The organism is Bradyrhizobium cenepequi (assembly GCF_020329485.1).
Taxonomy (GTDB): domain Bacteria; phylum Pseudomonadota; class Alphaproteobacteria; order Rhizobiales; family Xanthobacteraceae; genus Bradyrhizobium; species Bradyrhizobium cenepequi.
In genome coordinates, this window is record NZ_JAGKJI010000048.1 from 32,600 (window position 1) to 49,689 (window position 17,090).

The 17,090-nt window shown below is 63.7% G+C and carries 14 protein-coding genes; 9 read left to right on the forward strand and 5 right to left on the reverse strand.

Features of this window, described 5'->3' with window-relative positions:
- Positions 1 to 54: 54 nt before the first annotated feature.
- Both J6497_RS32850 and J6497_RS32855 read left to right on the forward strand, forming a co-directional pair.
- Complete coding sequence (locus tag J6497_RS32850; RefSeq protein ID WP_225708360.1) at positions 55 to 396, forward strand: FmdB family zinc ribbon protein; 342 nt, start codon at positions 55 to 57, stop codon at positions 394 to 396.
- A gap of 224 nt (positions 397 to 620) precedes the next feature.
- Complete coding sequence (locus J6497_RS32855) at positions 621 to 1,460, forward strand: aldo/keto reductase (protein WP_225708361.1); 840 nt, start codon at positions 621 to 623, stop codon at positions 1,458 to 1,460.
- On the opposite strand, the gene J6497_RS32860 is transcribed toward J6497_RS32855, so the two are convergent.
- The gene (locus tag J6497_RS32860) at positions 1,457 to 1,711 is read right to left on the reverse strand and encodes a hypothetical protein (protein ID WP_225708362.1); all 255 of its coding nucleotides are present in this window, start codon (positions 1,709 to 1,711) and stop codon (positions 1,457 to 1,459) included. The two genes, J6497_RS32855 and J6497_RS32860, sit on opposite strands and share 4 nt — an antisense overlap.
- A gap of 140 nt (positions 1,712 to 1,851) precedes the next feature.
- Here J6497_RS32860 and J6497_RS32865 point away from each other — a divergent pair, with 140 nt between their 5' ends.
- Entirely contained in the window at positions 1,852 to 2,796 is a 945-nt protein-coding gene (locus J6497_RS32865; protein ID WP_225708372.1) for a DMT family transporter, read from the forward strand.
- A gap of 192 nt (positions 2,797 to 2,988) precedes the next feature.
- Here J6497_RS32865 and ppk2 read toward each other — a convergent pair whose 3' ends face one another.
- On the reverse strand, positions 2,989 to 3,909 hold the full coding sequence (gene ppk2 / locus J6497_RS32870) for a polyphosphate kinase 2 (RefSeq protein WP_225708363.1): 921 nt from the start codon (positions 3,907 to 3,909) through the stop codon (positions 2,989 to 2,991).
- A 149-nt stretch (positions 3,910 to 4,058) separates the two neighbouring features.
- On the opposite strand from ppk2, the gene J6497_RS32875 reads away from it, so the two are divergent.
- Positions 4,059 to 5,228 carry a fumarylacetoacetate hydrolase family protein gene (locus tag J6497_RS32875; RefSeq protein WP_225708364.1) on the forward strand — a complete coding sequence of 390 codons (1,170 nt, stop codon included), beginning with the start codon at positions 4,059 to 4,061 and terminating at the stop codon, positions 5,226 to 5,228.
- A 917-nt stretch (positions 5,229 to 6,145) separates the two neighbouring features.
- On the opposite strand, the gene J6497_RS32880 is transcribed toward J6497_RS32875, so the two are convergent.
- On the reverse strand, positions 6,146 to 6,607 hold the full coding sequence (locus J6497_RS32880) for an Lrp/AsnC family transcriptional regulator (RefSeq protein WP_028165031.1): 462 nt from the start codon (positions 6,605 to 6,607) through the stop codon (positions 6,146 to 6,148).
- A gap of 138 nt (positions 6,608 to 6,745) precedes the next feature.
- Here J6497_RS32880 and J6497_RS32885 point away from each other — a divergent pair, with 138 nt between their 5' ends.
- Both J6497_RS32885 and J6497_RS32890 read left to right on the forward strand, forming a co-directional pair.
- Positions 6,746 to 9,112 carry a thiamine pyrophosphate-binding protein gene (locus J6497_RS32885; RefSeq protein ID WP_225708365.1) on the forward strand — a complete coding sequence of 789 codons (2,367 nt, stop codon included), beginning with the start codon at positions 6,746 to 6,748 and terminating at the stop codon, positions 9,110 to 9,112.
- Between the two features lie 192 nt (positions 9,113 to 9,304).
- A complete protein-coding gene (locus tag J6497_RS32890; protein ID WP_225708366.1) occupies positions 9,305 to 10,735 on the forward strand; it encodes an aldehyde dehydrogenase family protein in 1,431 nt (476 codons plus the stop codon).
- Positions 10,736 to 10,792: 57 nt separating this feature from the next.
- Here the strand turns inward: J6497_RS32890 and J6497_RS32895 are convergent, their stop codons facing one another.
- The gene (locus tag J6497_RS32895; protein WP_225708367.1) at positions 10,793 to 11,755 is read right to left on the reverse strand and encodes an SMP-30/gluconolactonase/LRE family protein; all 963 of its coding nucleotides are present in this window, start codon (positions 11,753 to 11,755) and stop codon (positions 10,793 to 10,795) included.
- A gap of 91 nt (positions 11,756 to 11,846) precedes the next feature.
- Here J6497_RS32895 and J6497_RS32900 point away from each other — a divergent pair, with 91 nt between their 5' ends.
- Both J6497_RS32900 and J6497_RS32905 read left to right on the forward strand, forming a co-directional pair.
- On the forward strand, positions 11,847 to 12,665 hold the full coding sequence (locus J6497_RS32900) for an NAD-dependent epimerase/dehydratase family protein (protein ID WP_225708368.1): 819 nt from the start codon (positions 11,847 to 11,849) through the stop codon (positions 12,663 to 12,665).
- 63 nt (positions 12,666 to 12,728) lie between these two features.
- Positions 12,729 to 14,432 carry an IlvD/Edd family dehydratase gene (locus tag J6497_RS32905; RefSeq protein ID WP_225708369.1) on the forward strand — a complete coding sequence of 568 codons (1,704 nt, stop codon included), beginning with the start codon at positions 12,729 to 12,731 and terminating at the stop codon, positions 14,430 to 14,432.
- Positions 14,433 to 14,444: 12 nt separating this feature from the next.
- On the opposite strand, the gene J6497_RS32910 is transcribed toward J6497_RS32905, so the two are convergent.
- Positions 14,445 to 15,239 carry an enoyl-CoA hydratase/isomerase family protein gene (locus tag J6497_RS32910; RefSeq protein WP_225708370.1) on the reverse strand — a complete coding sequence of 265 codons (795 nt, stop codon included), beginning with the start codon at positions 15,237 to 15,239 and terminating at the stop codon, positions 14,445 to 14,447.
- A gap of 261 nt (positions 15,240 to 15,500) precedes the next feature.
- Between J6497_RS32910 and J6497_RS32915 the strand changes: the two genes are divergently transcribed.
- The gene (locus J6497_RS32915) at positions 15,501 to 16,721 is read left to right on the forward strand and encodes an NAD(P)/FAD-dependent oxidoreductase (protein WP_225708371.1); all 1,221 of its coding nucleotides are present in this window, start codon (positions 15,501 to 15,503) and stop codon (positions 16,719 to 16,721) included.
- Positions 16,722 to 17,090: the final 369 nt, after the last annotated feature.

Sequence of the window (17,090 nt, forward strand, 5' to 3'; positions counted from 1 at the left end):
GCCGCCCGCATCCGCCGCGAGTTTTTGAACCCTGCTCGCGCGAGGAGGAGAAAAATGCCCGTCTACGAATATCTCTGCGACGAATGCGGCCCGTTCACGGACATGCGGCCGATGTCGGAATGCGACCTGCCGCGAGACTGCCCGCAATGCGAAGCGGAATCGCCGCGCGTGATCCTGACCGCGCCGAGCTTCTTCTGCATGCCTTCCAACAATCGCAAGGCCCACGCCGTCAACGAGCGCAGCGCGCATGCGCCGAAGACGCTCGACCAGTACAAGGCCGCGCACAGCCCGGGCTGCGGCTGCTGCTCTGGCAAGAAGCCGGCGAGATTGATGACGAAGAGCAAGACCGGCGCCAAGGGTTTTCCCACCGCGCGCCCCTGGATGATCAGCCATTAACGCGCGAGCGCGCGGCACAAAACACGCTGTCGTCCCGGCCTTGAGCCGGGACCCATAACCACAGGGCTGTGTGGTGTGCTCCGCCGCAACCGCGTGCTCGCGCCACCACATCTTCCTGTGGTTATGGGTCCCTGCTTTCGCAAGGGACGACATCTGTCTTGCCGCGACATCGCCTCACCCATCGTCTAAGGTTCGCCTCCCGCAGTTCCTTCGACGTGGCGATCATGCGCACCAAGAAATTCGGCCACCATGGCCCCAACGTCTCCGTGATCGGGCAGGGCACCTGGTATCTCGACCACGGCGACCGCAAGGCGGCGGTCGCGGCGCTGCGCCGTGGCATCGAGCGCGGCATGACCCACATCGACACTGCGGAGATGTATGGCGATGCGGAACTCGTAATCGCGGATGCGATCGAGGGCCAGCGCGAGGACCTGTTCCTGGTCTCCAAGGTGCTGCCCAGCAACGCCTCACGCCGCACCACCATCATCGCCTGCGAGCGCTCGCTGAAGCGGCTGAAGACCGATCGGCTCGACTGCTATCTCTTGCACTGGCGCGGATCCTATCCGCTGGAGGACACCGTCGCGGCGTTCGAGGAACTGGTCGCCTCCGGAAAAATACGGTCCTGGGGCGTCAGCAATTTCGACGCCGCCGATCTCGACGAGATCCTGGAAGTTTCTGACGAGGGCAGGATCGCCTGCAATCAGGTGCTCTATCACCTGCAGGAGCGTGCGATCGAGCACGCCGTGATCCCCTGGTGTGAGAAGCACGGCGTCGCCGTCGTCGCCTACTCACCGTTCGGCCACAATGATTTCCCGTCGCCGCGGAGTAAGGGCGGCGCGGTGCTGCAGACGGTCGCCGAGGCGCACAACGCCACGCCACGCCAGGTCGCGCTGGCTTTCCTCGTCCGCGCGGCTTCCGTGTTGGCGATCCCCAAAGCATCAAGCGCGGAACACGCCGCCGAGAACGCCGCGGCCGGTGACCTCGTGTTAAGCGCCAGCGAGATCGAAGCGTTGGACAAGGCTTTTCCGCGTGGTAACAAGCCGCGCTCGCTGCCGATGCTCTAGAGCATGATCCGGAAAAGTGTGAAGCGGTTTTCCGAAAAGATCATGCTCAAACAACAACCTAAAGCGCGATGATGATTCATCCTCATCTCATCGCGCTTTAGAGCATTGGTCCCGGACTCGAAGGCCAGCGCTAGCGCAAAGTGGGCACCGGTTTTCCGAAGCGGGTCACGCTCAAAAATAAAGCCGCGCGTCACGATTCTTAAACAAAGTGTTGCAATCCCTATGGTGTGCTGCCGCACACGTTCGCGCATATCGGACCCCTGTTTTTCAGCCCTTGTGGTTGCGCTCCAATTGAAGTTCTTCTAGGACGTTGCCAGATTCCCTGGATTTTGCCTTCGAGATTGCCGTGACTCCGCCCCCCGCCGCAGCCGCCAGGCTGGACAGCGCCTTATTGCCATTGCCTGCAAAGAAATCTTCCTCCGGCAAGGTGCCCGCGCGCGCCGACCGGCCGTTGAGGGGCATCGCCCTGATCCTGCTCTCGACGGTTTTCCTGGGCACCTCTGACGTCACCTCGAAATATCTGTCGGCGACGCTGCCCTCGATCGAGATCGCCTGGATCCGTTTCCTGGTGTTCACGCTGATCATGTCGCCGGCGATGCTGCCGGGCTCGCCGCTCTATGCGCTACGGACCGGCAGCGTTGGACTGCAATGCGTCCGCGGCGCCGCGCTCTTGGGTTCCTCGCTGTTCTTCATCTCCGGCCTGCGGTTCCTGCCGATCGCGGAAGCAGCCTCCACCAGCTTCGTGTCGCCCCTGTTCGTCACGGCGCTGTCGATCATTTTCTTGGACGAGAAGGTCGGGCTGCGCCGCTGGATCGCAACCGGCGTCGGCCTTTTCGGTGTCCTCATCATCCTGCGGCCGGGTACCAGCGCGTTCCATACCGCCGCCTTCTTCCCGCTGCTGTCGGCTTTTTGCTGGGCTTCGACCCTCGTCATGACGCGCATGATCAGCGGCCGCGATGCCGCCATCACCACCATGACCTATTCCGCCATCGTCGGCTTTGCCATCCTGAGCCTGATGGTGCCGTTCGCCTGGGTCACGCCGACCTGGCAGGATATCCTGTTTGGCGTCGTGGTCGGCGTGGCCTCGACTGCTGGCCAGTGGATCGTGGTGCTGGCCTTCCGCTACGCCGATGCTTCGGTGCTGGCGCCGTTCTCCTACACGCAATTGCTGTGGGTCAGCATCCTGGGCTACCTCGTGTTCGGCGAAGTGCCCGACGCCTGGACCATCACGGGTGCCGCGTTCATCGTTGCCTCCGGCCTTTACACCGCCCATCGCGAGCGCGTCCGTCACTCGCAACTATTGACCGTACCCGGCGAGCCCTCGCCGAACGCGTGAGCCGCTTGCATTCCGGTGATTGCGAGGAATCGCAGGGCGGGCAAAGCGACTTGTCCGCCGTAGCTCAACGAGCGAAGGCGGAAGCGTGCCCACCGTCCGACATTCCGCCCGTGGTGGTGGGCGCGCGGAGCCTGTCATCGGGCGCGCGTTCGCGCGACCCGTTGGCTTTGCCGACCCTACAAGGTGGCGCCGTCAAAACACTGCTGGAACGTACATCTCCGGCGGAACTGGTCCGCGATGATAGTCGGGATTGCGGACGCGCGGCGGCAACGCGACCGGGATGTGCTGCACAGCCTGATACGGAATCTGGCTGAGCAGATGCGAGATGCAGTTCAGCCGGGCGCGCTTCTTGTCCACGGCGTCCACGATCCACCAGGGCGAGTCCGGCAGGTGGGTGTGCTCCAGCATCGTCTCCTTGGCCTTGGTGTACTGCTCCCACCGCGACCGCGCCTCGACGTCCATCGGGCTCAGCTTCCACTGCTTCAGCGGATCCTGGATCCGCATCATGAAGCGGAACTGCTGCTCGTCATCGGTGATCGAGAACCAGTACTTGATCAGGATGGTGCCGGAGCGGATCAGCATTCGCTCGAATTCCGGTACCGACTTGAAGAACTCCTGGTATTGCTCCTCGGTGCAAAAACCCATGACGCGTTCGACGCCGGCGCGGTTGTACCAGCTGCGGTCGAATAGCACGATCTCGCCGCCGGCAGGCAGGTGCGCGACATAGCGCTGGAAGTACCACTGCGTCCGCTCGCGCTCGCTCGGCGCCGGCAGCGCCGCGACGCGGCAGACGCGCGGGTTGAGGCGCTGGGTGATGCGCTTGATCACGCCGCCCTTGCCGGCGGAGTCGCGGCCCTCGAACAGGATCACGACCTTCTTCTTCTCGTGCTGCACCCAGTCCTGCAGCTTCACGAGCTCGCCCTGCAGCCGCAGCAGTTCCCGGAAATAGAGCCTGCGATCGAGCGCCGGCATGCCGCCGCGCGCGGCGTCGTCGAGATCGTCCAGCCGCGTGTCGTCAAGCTCGAGTTCAAGCTCCTCGTCGAGATTGTCGGCGATTTCCTGGTTGATGCGCTCGCGTAAGGTAGCTTCGTCGATGGGAGTGGATGTGGTCATGAAATGCGTCTCTCGGCTGCTCACAGACGGGTGTCGACCGGCGGAATTGACCGCGCTTCTGTGACATCGGCATGACGATGCTCTCACACCAGCGTTGCAGGCGTGCTAAGAAACTCCGTCAACAACGAAACGGATGGGAGACAGCCCAAATGATCACGCTGACCGCAAACGATGTCCTGCCTGATGATGATACAAGCGGCACGCTGGTCGGGCGCGTCTGGTTGCCGCAGCTTCAAGGTGCGACCGTGGTCGTGATCCGCGGCGACGGTGTGTTCGATGTGACCGCGCGCTATCCGACGGTCAGCGCGCTGTGCGAGGAGGGTGATCCGGCGGCTGCGCTGCACGGCATCAAAGGCGAGCCGCTCGGCGATCTCGACAGCATCGTGGCCAACACGCCGCCGGACCGCCGCGATCCCACGAAACCGTGGTTGCTCGCGCCGCTCGATTTGCAGGTGCTGAAGGCCGCGGGCGTCACCTTCGCCATTTCGATGCTGGAGCGCGTGATCGAGGAGCGGGCGCGCGGCAATCCGGCTTCCGCCGAGGCCATTCGCAAAGAGGTGGTGCGGCTGGTCGGCGACGACCTGTCCAAGCTCAAGCCTGGATCAGAGGAGGCGATGCGGCTGAAGCAGGTGCTGATCGAGCAGCAGGCCTGGAGCCAGTATCTGGAGGTCGGCATCGGTCCCGACGCGGAAGTGTTCACCAAGGCGCCGGTATTGTCCTCGGTCGGCACCGGCATGGACGCCGGCCTGCATCCGAAATCGACCTGGAACAATCCGGAGCCGGAGGTCGTGCTCATCGTCTCGAGCCGTGGCAACATCGTGGGCGCCACGCTCGGCAACGACGTCAACCTGCGCGACTTCGAGGGACGCTCGGCGCTGCTGCTCTCCAAGGCGAAGGACAACAATGCCTCATGCGCCGTCGGCCCGTTGCTCCGCCTGTTCGACCGCAGTTTCTCGCTCGACCATGTGCGTAATATGGATGTCGGCCTGACGGTGAAAGGACAAGATGGTTTCGTTCTCGAGGGCCATTCGTCGATCAGCAAGATCAGCCGTGATCCGACCGACCTCGTGGCGCAGACCATCGGGCCGGTCCATCAATACCCTGACGGCTTTGCCCTGTTCCTCGGCACCATGTTCGCACCCGTGAAAGACCGCGACGCCCCGGGCCAGGGCTTCACCCACAAGCGCGACGACATCGTCACGATCGCCGCCCCCGAACTCGGCAAGCTCGTCAACCGCATGCGCCCAAGCGACGAATGCGAACCCTGGACGTTTGGAATCGCGGCATTGATGAAGAGCCTCGCCGTTCGTGGTTCGTAGGGTGGGTTAGCGAAGCGTAACCCACCATTTGCGTGCCACAACCACCGCCATCATTCCGGGCGCCGCGGCAGCGGCGAGCCCGGAATCCATTCCCGCTACAAACCACCGCTGTCATTCCGTGGCGTCCGAAGGACGAGCCCGGAATCCATCGGGCGGCAAGCGCAAGTGGTGGAATGGATTCCGGGCTCGATGCTTCGCATCGCCCCGGAATGACAAGGTTGATTGTCGCGACTTAAGTGCGACAAAACGACCCGACGGGCAAATCACCAAAAGTCTGTCCATCCCTCGCGCGAAAAATAAATCGCTTAACCCGTCGGGCAAATCAGCATTATGACTCCGCGCGTCTCACGGCGGATGAGGGGCGGCTCGCGATCGTCACGAACGTTGCGGTGAGATGCGGTGGACGCGGGTGTTGCGACTGACGAGCGCGGCATCAGCGGACGGCGAAGTCGTGTGGTTCTGGCGCCCCGACGCTGGCGCTAAGTCTTGCAGAGATGATCTGCGAGTGACGGTGGCAAGAAAGCCCGGTCACCGGGAAGAGCACGAAGTAAGCCGTAAACCACTGCGCAGGGAAAGCCGGTGTTGCTCCGGTTGACCTGTGGTCCTACCCCCGTGCTTTTTGTTGCACGGGGCCCACGGGTGCAACCGGCACCCGGCTTTCCCTGCGCCCTCTATCTTCCAGGAGGGTGAAACGAGACGTAAACCTCGGACGCAATGCGCCGCGAGAACGAAGATTCACATCTGTCACCAACTCCATCGTCACGCCTGCGCTTCACCTCCCCTTGAAAAGGGGAGGTCGGTTTGCGCGTTTCACGCGCAAACCGGGTGGGGATCCTCTCTCCGCGAGCGCCTGTGTCCGTGGCTGACCCCCACCCAACCTCCCCCTTTCAGGCCCTTTCAGGGGGAGGAGCGCAGAATCACACCGGCAGCGCGATCGAGTATTTCACCTGGCTCAATGCAAAGCTCGACTCGATCGAGGCGATGCCGTCCAGCCGCGTCAGCTTGTTCTTCAGGAAGGCTTCATAGGAGGAGAGATCGGCGGCGACGACGCGCAGGAGATAATCGCGGTTGCCCGTCATCAGATAGCATTCCAGGACCTCATCCCATTTCGAGATCGCGCGCGCGAAGCGGTTGAGGTCTTCCTCCTTCTGCCGCGCCAGCTTGATCGAGATGAAGACGCTGACATGCAGACCCAGCGCCTTCTGATCGACGGTCGCGATGTAGCGCGTGATCACGCCGCGCTCCTCGAGCAGCTTCACGCGGCGGTGACAGGGCGAGACCGACAGGCCGACCTTGTCGGCCAGTTCCTGCATGGTCATGCGGCTGTCGGTCTGCAGCAGGCTGAGGATCTTGCGGTCGATGGCGTCTAGCGCTGGCATTGGGATGAACTCACAGTCTGGAAGCAGGATGTGGGAATTTATCCCAATCCTGGACGGTATGTCGCAAGGATTTGAGATTTTTGCCGATGGCAGCCCCGCTAAAATCGGCGCATATTGAATTGAGCCCGGAGCATGGCCATGGGAATCGAGCCTCAACGCCTGGAGCTGTTGTCGGCCTTGGCGCGGAAAGTGCTCTGGCTGTCGTCTTGGACGATCCATCACGCCAACCATATCCGCCTCAACGCGGATGGGCTGAAGGTCGGCGGCCACCAGGCCTCGTCAGCCTCGCTCGCCAACATCATGTCGGCGCTCTATTTCTCGGTGCTGCGCCCGCAGGATCGCGTCGCGGTGAAGCCGCATGCGAGCCCGGTGTTCCATGCGATCCAGTATCTGTTCGGGCATCAGACCCGCGAGAAGCTGGAGAATTTCCGCGGCTACAGGGGCGCGCAATCCTATCCGTCGCGCACAAAGGACGCCGACGACGTCGATTTCTCGACCGGCTCGGTCGGGCTCGGCGTGGCGCAGACGCTGTTCGCCTCGCTGGTGCAGGACTACGTCAAATCGCATGGCTGGATGAAGGACCGTCCCGAGGGACGCATGATCGCGCTGGTCGGCGACGCCGAGATGGACGAAGGCAATATCTTCGAGGCGCTGCTGGAGGGCTGGAAGCACGGCCTGCGCAACACCTGGTGGGTGGTCGACTATAACAGGCAGTCGCTCGATGCCGTCGTGCGCGAAGGATTGTGGGCCAAGTTCGAAACCATGTTCCGCAATTTCGGCTGGGACGTGGTGATCGTCAAATACGGCAAGCTGATGCTCGAGGCCTTCGCCGAGCCGGGCGGGGAAGCATTGAAGCGCTGGATCGACAACTGCCCGAACCAGATGTATGCCGCACTCTGTTTCCAGGGCGGCGCCGCGTTCCGCAAGCATCTGCAGGACGACATCGGGGACCAGGGGCCGGTGTCGGCCCTGATCGACCGCCGCAGCGACGAGGAGCTGCTGGCGCTGATGTCCAATCTCGGCGGCCATGACATGGCGAGCATGATCGAGGCGTTCGAGGCGATCGACCATGATCGCCCGGTCTGCTTCATCGCCTACACCATCAAGGGCGTCGGGCTGCCGTTTCAGGGCCACAAGGACAACCACGCCGGGTTGATGACGGTCGCGCAGATGGAGAAATGGCGCGCCAGCCAGAACATCCGGCCGGGCCACGAGTGGGAGAAGTTCGAGGGCCTGTCGCAGGATCCCGCCGAGCTCAAAGCGTTCCTCACTGAGGCGCCCTTCAACCGCGAGGGACGGCGCCGGCTGGATGCGCCCGCGATCGAGGTGCCGTCGCAGCTTGCCTTCAAACCGACATCGCAGATGTCGACGCAGCAGGGTTTTGGCCTCGTGCTGAACGAGGTCGCCCGCGGTGACAGCGAGCTCGCCGCGCGGATCGTCACCGTGTCGCCCGACGTCACCGTATCGACCAATCTCGGCGCCTGGGTCAACCGCCGCGGCCTGTTCGCGAAGGCCGAGAACCACGATCTGTTCCGGCAGGAGAAGATCCCATCCGCCTACACCTGGGAATATTCGCCGAAGGGGCAGCATTTCGAGCTCGGCATCGCCGAGATGAACCTGTTCATCCTGCTCTCGGCGCTCGGGCTGTCGCACCAGATCAATGGCGAACGGCTGCTGCCGGTTGGCACGCTCTACGATCCCTTCATCGAGCGCGGCCTCGATGCGTTGAACTATGCCTGCTATCAGGATGCGCGCTTCATGGTGGCGGCGACGCCATCAGGTGTGACGCTGGCGCCCGAAGGTGGCGCGCATCAGTCGATCAAGACGCCGCTGATCGGCATCGGTCAGGATGGGCTTGCCGCATTCGAGCCGGCCTTCGTCGATGAGCTCGCTGTCATCATGGCGTTCGGTTTCCAGCACATGCAGCGCGAGAGCGCAGGCGGCGGCTCGGTTTACTTGCGGCTATCGACCCGCACCATCGAGCAGCCGCAGCGGATCATGACGGGCGAGCTGCAGCGCGACATCACCGACGGCGCCTATTGGCTGCGGCGGCCGGGGCCGAACTGCGATATCGTGGTCGCCTACACCGGCGCGGTCGCGCCGGAGGCGATAGAGGCGGTTGGCTTCATCGGCGAGAGCCATCGCGATGTCGGCCTGCTCGCGATCACCTCCGCCGACCGGCTCCATGCAGGATGGACCGCTGCACGGAATTTGCGCCGCGACCGGCGCGGCGTGCAGCATCTCAGCCATGTCGAAAAGCTGCTCTCGGCCCTGCACCGCGACTGCGGTCTCGTCACCGTGCTCGACGGCCATCCGGCCTCGCTCGGCTGGCTCGGCAGCGTGCGCGGACATCGCGTCGAGGCGCTGGGCGTGGAGCATTTCGGCCAGACCGGCTCGATCGGCGAGCTCTACCGTCACCACGGCATCGACGCCAACGCCATCATCGACGCCGCCGAAGCGGTTACCGTCGGCGCCCCCGTGCGGCACCGCAAAATGGCGGTGTGAGGCAGGAGGACGAAGAGGGGAGGGAGCGACAGCGAGCCGTCTTGCCACCATCGCGAGGCTGATCTTATATCCGGTATTCGCCGCATCGCGGCGCACCGCATATGGCGGGTTCAACTGATCAAGCTTTCGTGCAAGGATGCCTGCCGAACGCTTCCATTCTGTTCTCCATACGCCCCGCACAAGAGGTTTCCGATGGTCAACCGCCTGCAATTCTATATCGACGGCGCCTGGGTCGATCCCGTCGTCAAGAAGTCCACCCCCGTCATCAATCCGGCAACCGAAGAGGCGATGTATGAAGTGGCGCTCGGCTCCAAGGCCGACGTCGACAAGGCGGTAGCCGCGGCAAAGCGCGCCTTTGAGACCTATTCGCAAACCAGCCGCGAGGAGCGCGTCGCGCTCTTGACCAAGATCGTCGAGGTCTACAAGGGCCGGATGAAGGAAATCGGCGCCGCCGTCTCCGACGAGATGGGCGCGCCATTGCCGATGGCGGAGAAGCTGCAGGCCGGCGCCGGCCTCGGCCATCTCATGAACACCTTAGAAGTGCTCAAGAAGTACGAGTTCGAAGAGACCATGGGCACTGCCGTGATCGTGCGCGAGCCGGTCGGCGTCATCGGCATGATCACGCCTTGGAACTGGCCGCTGAACCAGATCGCCTGCAAGGTCGCGCCGGCGCTCGCGGCGGGCTGCACCATGATCCTGAAGCCGTCCGAGTTCACGCCGACCTCGGCGCTGATCTTCGCCGAGGTCCTCGATGAAGCAGGCGTGCCGAAGGGCGTGTTCAACCTGATCAACGGCCTCGGCCCCGAAGTCGGCGCCGCCATGAGCGAGCATCCGGATATCGACATGATCTCGTTCACCGGCTCGACGCGCGCCGGCGTCGATGTCGCCAAGCGTGCCGCACCGACCGTGAAGCGCGTCAGCCAGGAACTCGGCGGCAAGTCGCCGAACGTCATCCTCGACGACGCCGACCTCGCGAAGGCGGTGACCGGTGGCGTCATGCACATGTTCAACAACTCCGGCCAGTCCTGCAACGCGCCGTCACGGATGATCGTGCCACTGTCGAAGATGAAGGAAGTGGCCGCGATCGCCAAGGGCGTCGCCGACAAGACCAAGGCCGGCGATCCCCGCGCCGACGGCACCACCATCGGCCCGGTCGTCAACCGCGGCCAGTGGGACAAGATCCAGGCGCTGATCAAGAAGGGCATCGACGAAGGCGCCACGCTTGTTGCCGGTGGTCCCGGCCTGCCCGAGGGCGTCAACAAGGGCTTCTATGTCCGCCCGACCATCTTCGCCGACGTCACAAACGAGATGACGATCGCCCGCGAGGAAATCTTCGGCCCGGTGCTGACCATCATCGGCGCCAAGGACGAGGAAGACGCGGTGCGCATCGCCAACGACACGCCTTATGGTCTCGCGGGCTACGTCTCCGCGGGCACTGTGGAGCGCGCGCGCAAGGTCGGCCGGCAAATCCGAGCCGGCAACGTCAACCTGCAGGGCGTGCCGAACGAACGCACCGCGCCGTTCGGCGGCTACAAGCAGTCCGGCAACGGCCGCGAATGGGGCAAATTCGGCCTGGAAGAATATCTCGAGGTGAAGGCCGTCGCCGGCTTCAATGCGGCGTAAGCCTTTCACGACAAGATTGCGGCGCCGGGATGGGCCCTCCGTCCCGGCGCGGTGTTTCTACCCGCCGAGCGCGCCTTGCGTGTTCACATAGAGCGCATAGATCGACTGACTGGCGGCCATGAACAGGCGGTTACGCTTCAAGCCGCCGAAGCAGAGGTTGGCGCAGCGTTCGGGCAAAGCGATACGGCCGATCATGACGCCGTCGGGCGCGAACACGACGACGCCGTCGAGTTCGGGATCGCCCATGCCCCAGCCGCACCAGAGGTTGCCGTCGATGTCGCAGCGCATGCCATCAGGCGTGCCCGGGCCGGCATCGACGAAGACCCGCTTGTTGGAAATCTTGTCGCCGCCAGGCGCCACGTCAAAGGCAAGGATCTTGCGGTTCGGCACCCCGCGCGATTCCACGATGTAGAGGATCTTTTCATCCGGCGAGAAGCACAGCCCGTTCGGCCCCAAAACGCCCTCGGCGACAATGGTCGCTTTGCCGGTGTCGCCGTCGATCCGGTAGACGTTGGCATCGATCTCGGGCTCAGCCTTGTAGCCTTCGTAATTGCCGAGCAGGCCGAACACCGGATCGGTGAACCAGATCGAGCCGTCGGACTTCACGACAACGTCATTGGGCGAGTTCAGCCGTTTGCCGCCAAAGGAGTCCATCAACGCCGAGATCGATCCGTCATACTCGGTGCGCACCACGCGGCGGCCGCCGTGCTCGCAGGTGATCAGCCGGCCCTGCCGGTCGCGGGTGTTGCCATTGGCGAAGTTGGAGGGCTTGCGGAAAATGCTGACCGCGCCGGTTTCCTCTTCCCATTTGATGATGCGCTGGTTGGGGATATCGCTGCACAGGAGATAACGCCCATCACCGAACCAAACCGGGCCCTCGGCCCAGCGCAGGCCAGTGGCCAGCCGTTCCACCGCCGAGAGCTTGAGCCAATATTTCTCGAAGCGCGGATCGAGCGCATGGATCGCGGGATCAGGATAAAACGTCGCCGGACGCCAGCCGGCGGAATGCGTATCGGACATTTGCTGTTCTCGTTGTGATGTTTCCTCGCGCCTCATTTTGCTATCATTGTCAGACAGCGACCGCAAATCGGCTGAAACAATGAGGGAAGAAATGCCACGCATCCTGATGACCGGCGCGGCCGGCGGTATCGGTACCAGCCTGCGCAAGCTGCTGCCGCCGATCTATCCCGATCTCGTGCTCAGCGATCTCAAGACGCCGGCCGATCTCGGAGCGAATGAAACGTTCAAGCCTGCCGATCTCGCCGACCTCGCCCAGGTCGAGGCGATCTGCGAGGGTGTCGATGGCATCCTGCATTTCGGCGGCTATTCGGTCGAAGGCCCCTGGGATTCGATCCTACAGTCCAACATCATCGGCTGCTACAACCTGTTCGAGGCCGCTCGCAAGAGAGGTGTGAAGCGCGTGATCTTCGCCTCCTCGAACCATGCGGTCGGCTTCTATCCGCGCCATCACCGCATCGGCACCGATGTGACTGCGCGTCCCGACAGCCGCTACGGCGTGAGCAAGGTCTTCGGCGAAGCGGTCGGCGCGCTCTATGCCGACAAGCATGGATTGAAGGTGACCTGCCTGCGCATTGGCAATTTTGGTGAAAAGCCGCTGGACCATCGCCGGCTCTCGATCTGGCTGAAGCCGGAGGATCTGGTGCAGCTCTGCCGCATCGGGCTCGAGCACCCCGACATCCATTTCGAGATCTTTTACGGCGCCTCCTCTAACGAGCGCTCCTGGTGGGACAATCACCGTGCCTACGATCTCGGCTATCGCCCGACTGGCCGTGCGGAAGAGTTCCGAGAGCACGCGATGGCCGAACAGGCCAAACTGCGGCCCGATCCGGTTGGGGACTTCTACCAAGGCGGTGCGTTCTGCGGCATGGAGTTTGACGGTGACAAGAGCCGGGTCATCGACTGGAAGTAATGTGCGTTGACAACATCCGCCGCACTCCTTTAGTGCCCGCAACAAGACAAGAGGACGAAGAAAATGGCTGAAGGACTGCGCAAGGGGCTGACGAGCTATGGCGACGCTGGGTTCTCGCTGTTCCTGCGCAAGGCCTTTATCAAGGCGATGGGTTATTCGGACGACGCGCTCGACCGCCCGATTGTCGGCATCACCAACACCTATAGCGACTACAATCCCTGCCACGGCAACGTCCCGCAGATCCTTGAGGCCGTGAAGCGCGGCGTGATGCTGTCAGGCGCGATGCCGTTCGTGTTCCCGACGATCTCGATCGCGGAAAGCTTCGCGCATCCGACCTCGATGTATCTCCGCAACCTGATGGCGATGGATACGGAGGAGATGATCCGCGCCCAGCCGATGGACGCGGTCGTTGTCATCGGCGGCTGCGACAAGACGCTGCCGGCGCAGATCATGGCCGCTGTCAGCGCCGATCTGCCGACGGTGGTCATCCCCGTTGGGCCGATGGTGGTCGGCCATCACAAGGGCGAGGTGTTAGGGGCCTGCACCGATTGCCGGCGGCTGTGGGGTAAATATCGCGCCGGCGAGATCGACGACAACGAGATCGAGGCGGTCAACGGCCGGCTCGCGCCATCGGTCGGCACCTGCATGGTGATGGGCACCGCCTCCACCATGGCCTGCGTCACCGAGGCGCTCGGCCTGTCGCTGCCGATGAGCGCGACGATCCCGGCGCCGCATGCCGAGCGTTTCCGCTTGGCGGAAGCAAGCGGCAGGGTCGCGGCCGCTATGGCGAAGGCTAAGGGGCCGAAGCCGAGCGAAATCCTGACGCCGGCATCTTTCCGCAATGCGCAGGTCGTGCTGCAGGCGATCGGCGGCTCGACCAACGGCCTCATCCACCTGACCGCGATTGCTCATCGCGCGCCGCACAGGATCGACCTTGAAGCTTTCGACAGACTAGGCCGCGAGGTGCCGGTGCTGGTCGACCTGAAGCCATCGGGCGAACACTACATGGAGCATTTCCATCATGCCGGCGGCGTGCCGAAACTGATGGCGCAGCTCGGCGATCTCATCGATCTTGATGCCAAGACTATCACCGGGCAGACGCTGCGCGAGGTCGTCGCGGCGGCTGAGGAGGTGCCAGGGCAGGATGCGATCCGCTCGCGCCAGAATCCGATCAAGGCGGAAGGCGCCATGGCCATCCTGCACGGCAACCTGGCGCCGCGCGGCGCGGTCATCAAGCAATCCGCGGCGAGCCCGAAGCGCTTGCAGCATACCGGGCGCGCCGTCGTATTCGAATCCGTGGAAGACATGACGCGCCGCGTCGACGATCCCGAATTGGATGTCACTGCCGACGACGTGCTCGTGCTGCGCAATGCCGGGCCCAAGGGCGCGCCCGGCATGCCAGAGGCGGGGTATCTGCCGATCCCCAGGAAGCTTGCGCGTGCCGGTGTAAAGGACATGGTGCGGATTTCGGATGCACGCATGAGCGGTACGGCATTCGGCACCATCGTGCTGCACATCACGCCTGAATCAGCGGTTGGCGGTCCGCTGGCGCTCGTGAAGAACGGCGACATGATCCGGCTCGATGTCGCAAAGCGCCGCATCGATCTTTTGGTTGATGAGGCCGAATTGCAGAAGCGCCGCGCGGCGCTGGCGCCGCGGGCGACGCCCGATTGGGCGAAGCGCGGCTATGCGCACCTCTTCAACGAGACCATCCTGCAGGCCGATGAAGGCTGCGATTTCGATTTCATGCGCGCCGACGGCAAGTGATGGGCTCTGGTCCTATTTCGACTTGCTGGTGAATTTCTTCACGGCGATGCGGAATTCGTCGGTTTGCATGCAGTCGATGATGGCGTCGCGCTCGGCATCGAGCTGCGCCTGGATCGGCGTCGTCGGTGCGCGGTGGATCAATGCCTTGGTCGCGGCAAGTCCAGCCGGCGCATTCTGCGCAAGCCTCAGCGCAAACTCGCGCGTCGCAGCTTTCAGCTCGACGGCCGGAACCACCTTTGCGACGAGGCCCCAGTCGTACGCCTGCGCCGCCGAAAAACTGTCCTCGGCCAGAAAGATCTGCAGCGCCCGGCGTGGGCCGACGCTCGCGGCAAGGCCGACCGTGCCGCCGCCATCGGGCGAGACGCCGATCTTGGCATAGGCAGGCGTGAAGCGGGCATCTTCTGCCGCAATGCAGAGATCGGCGACGAAGGCGAGCGAAAGCCCGGCACCCGCCGCCGAACCGTGCACGCTCGCCAGCACGAGCCTGGGCATCCGCCGGAGCGTCGCGATGAAGGCGTGGTAGTGCTTGAGCAATTCGCCAACGACGGAGTTGACATCATTGGCCTCGACTGCCGCGCCAATGGTTTGCAGATCGCCGCCGGCGCAGAAGGCGCGGCCTGCGCCTTCGATCACGAGCACACGGACATGGTCATTCGCCTCTACCTCGACACCGATCTGCTCGAGCTTCTTTGCAATCGACAAATCGATCGCATTGAAGGCGGCCGGTCGGTTGAGCGTGATCGTGGCAATCGCGCCGTCGATGTTGAGCAGCGCCGGGTCGGTTGTAGTAGCGTCGGGTGTCGGCATGAGGGCCTCCCAATCAGGACGGTTGGCACGCATTTAAGTGCGGGAGGCGAGGGGTGACAATCCCGCCAGTCACAAAATGGCGCCTTATTTCGTTTCGCCGCCGGAAACGCTCTTGCATCGCGGCAAAGCATGAGGCCAAATGACGCCCGCCATCGTCTGGGACGCGGACACGAGCGCCGCGAGGATGAGGCGACAAGCCACATCAGCGGAGAGAGGACACGGCGTGGGTTGCTCCTGTGCGTCTGCAAACGGACTGTCGCGATGACGGCAGGACCGGTGATCATCGTCGGCGCCGGACACGCCGGCTTCCAGCTTGCTGCGTCCTTGCGGCAGGACGGTTTTGCCGAGCGCATCGCGCTCATCAATGACGAAGGCCATCTGCCGTACCAGCGGCCGCCTTTGTCGAAGGCCTATCTGAAGGGAACCAGCGGGCCGGAGACGTTGATATTCCGACCGGAAAAATTCTACCACGAGCAGAACATCGATCCGATCACCGACCGTGCCGTCTCGATCGACCGTGCCGCCCGAAAGCTCACGTTCCACTCCGGCGCGTCGCTCGAATACGGGCACCTGGTGCTTGCGACCGGCGCGCGCAACCGGCTGCTTGACACCCCCAAGGCCAATCTGGAAGCCGTGCGCTACCTGCGCACGCTGGACGAGAGCGAGGCGCTGCGGCGTCTGCTGAAGCCCGGCTGGCGCGTCGTCGTGATCGGCGCCGGCTTCATCGGGCTGGAGTTCGCCGCGACCGCGCGCGCGAAGGGTCTCGAGGTCGATGTGGTCGAACTGGCGGCGCGCGTCATGGCGCGCGCGGTGACGGCGGAAATCTCCGACTACTTCCAGTCGCGGCACACGGCGACAGGCATCCGCATCCATCTCGGCGTTCAGGTCACAAGCATCGAGGCCGACGGCGCCAGGGTGACGGGCGTCAGCCTCAGCGACGGCCGGCATATCCCTGCCGATCTCGTCGTGGTCGGCGTCGGCGTATTGCCGAATGTCGAGATCGCTGCCGAAGCTGGCCTGCCGGTGGCGTCTGGCATTATCGTGGACGAGCACCTGCTTACCTCGGATCCGAATATTTCGGCGATCGGCGATTGCGCGCTCTACAAGAGCGAGCGGTTCGGCGGCTCGCTGCGGCTGGAGTCGGTGCAGAACGCGACCGACCATGCGCGCTGTGTCGCCGCGCGGCTCACGGGCCATGCCAAAGCCTATGACGGGCTGCCGTGGTTCTGGAGCGACCAGGGGTCCGACAAATTGCAGATGGTAGGGTTGACCACCGGCTATGATCGGGTTGTCGTGCGCGGCGACCGCGAGCAGGGGCAGTTCTCGGCATTTTGTTACCGCGACGGTCACCTCGTCGGCATCGAATCCGTCAATCGCGCCGGCGATCACATGTTCGGCCGGAGATTGCTCGGCGCCAATCGCTCGATCACGCCGGAGCAGGCGGCCGACCCGAGCTTCGATTTGAAGAGCGCGTTGACGTGAATTCGTAGGGTGGGCAAAGCGCAGCGTGCCCACCATTGCTTGCAGAACGTGGGATGGTGGGCACGGCACTGCGCGCCTTTGCCCACCCTTGTATTAGCGCGTTGGAGTAGAGTGAGATCGTTCCGTGAGGAATGGCCCAGCCCGGGTGGCCGCCCGAGCTGGGCTGCCGATCGATCGGATCGCTGCCCACCGAAGCCTTGAGGCTGCCTTGTAGCAAGATCGCGGTCGGCGCTTCATCGGGACCCGAATGGTTGAACGAACTTCAGGTTCGCATCACAAGGGAGGGTCGACGAAGATGGCCAAGCCTATCACAATCTGCGCCGGGATCGATACCGGCAAACGGAAGCTGGACGTGGCGCTCGACGGCAG

Coding starts and splice junctions, on each gene's coding strand:
- ppk2 (WP_225708363.1), bottom strand. CDS start 3,909: ATGACCACATCCACTCCCATCGACGAAGCTACCTTACGCGAGCGCATC.
- J6497_RS32885 (WP_225708365.1), top strand. CDS start 6,746: ATGGGAATCGAGCCTCAACGCCTGGAGCTGTTGTCGGCCTTGGCGCGG.
- J6497_RS32905 (WP_225708369.1), top strand. CDS start 12,729: ATGGCTGAAGGACTGCGCAAGGGGCTGACGAGCTATGGCGACGCTGGG.
- J6497_RS32855 (WP_225708361.1), top strand. CDS start 621: ATGCGCACCAAGAAATTCGGCCACCATGGCCCCAACGTCTCCGTGATC.
- J6497_RS32915 (WP_225708371.1), top strand. CDS start 15,501: ATGACGGCAGGACCGGTGATCATCGTCGGCGCCGGACACGCCGGCTTC.
- J6497_RS32910 (WP_225708370.1), bottom strand. CDS start 15,239: ATGCCGACACCCGACGCTACTACAACCGACCCGGCGCTGCTCAACATC.
- J6497_RS32890 (WP_225708366.1), top strand. CDS start 9,305: ATGGTCAACCGCCTGCAATTCTATATCGACGGCGCCTGGGTCGATCCC.
- J6497_RS32850 (WP_225708360.1), top strand. CDS start 55: ATGCCCGTCTACGAATATCTCTGCGACGAATGCGGCCCGTTCACGGAC.
- J6497_RS32860 (WP_225708362.1), bottom strand. CDS start 1,711: ATGCGCGAACGTGTGCGGCAGCACACCATAGGGATTGCAACACTTTGT.
- J6497_RS32875 (WP_225708364.1), top strand. CDS start 4,059: ATGATCACGCTGACCGCAAACGATGTCCTGCCTGATGATGATACAAGC.
- J6497_RS32900 (WP_225708368.1), top strand. CDS start 11,847: ATGCCACGCATCCTGATGACCGGCGCGGCCGGCGGTATCGGTACCAGC.
- J6497_RS32880 (WP_028165031.1), bottom strand. CDS start 6,607: ATGCCAGCGCTAGACGCCATCGACCGCAAGATCCTCAGCCTGCTGCAG.
- J6497_RS32895 (WP_225708367.1), bottom strand. CDS start 11,755: ATGTCCGATACGCATTCCGCCGGCTGGCGTCCGGCGACGTTTTATCCT.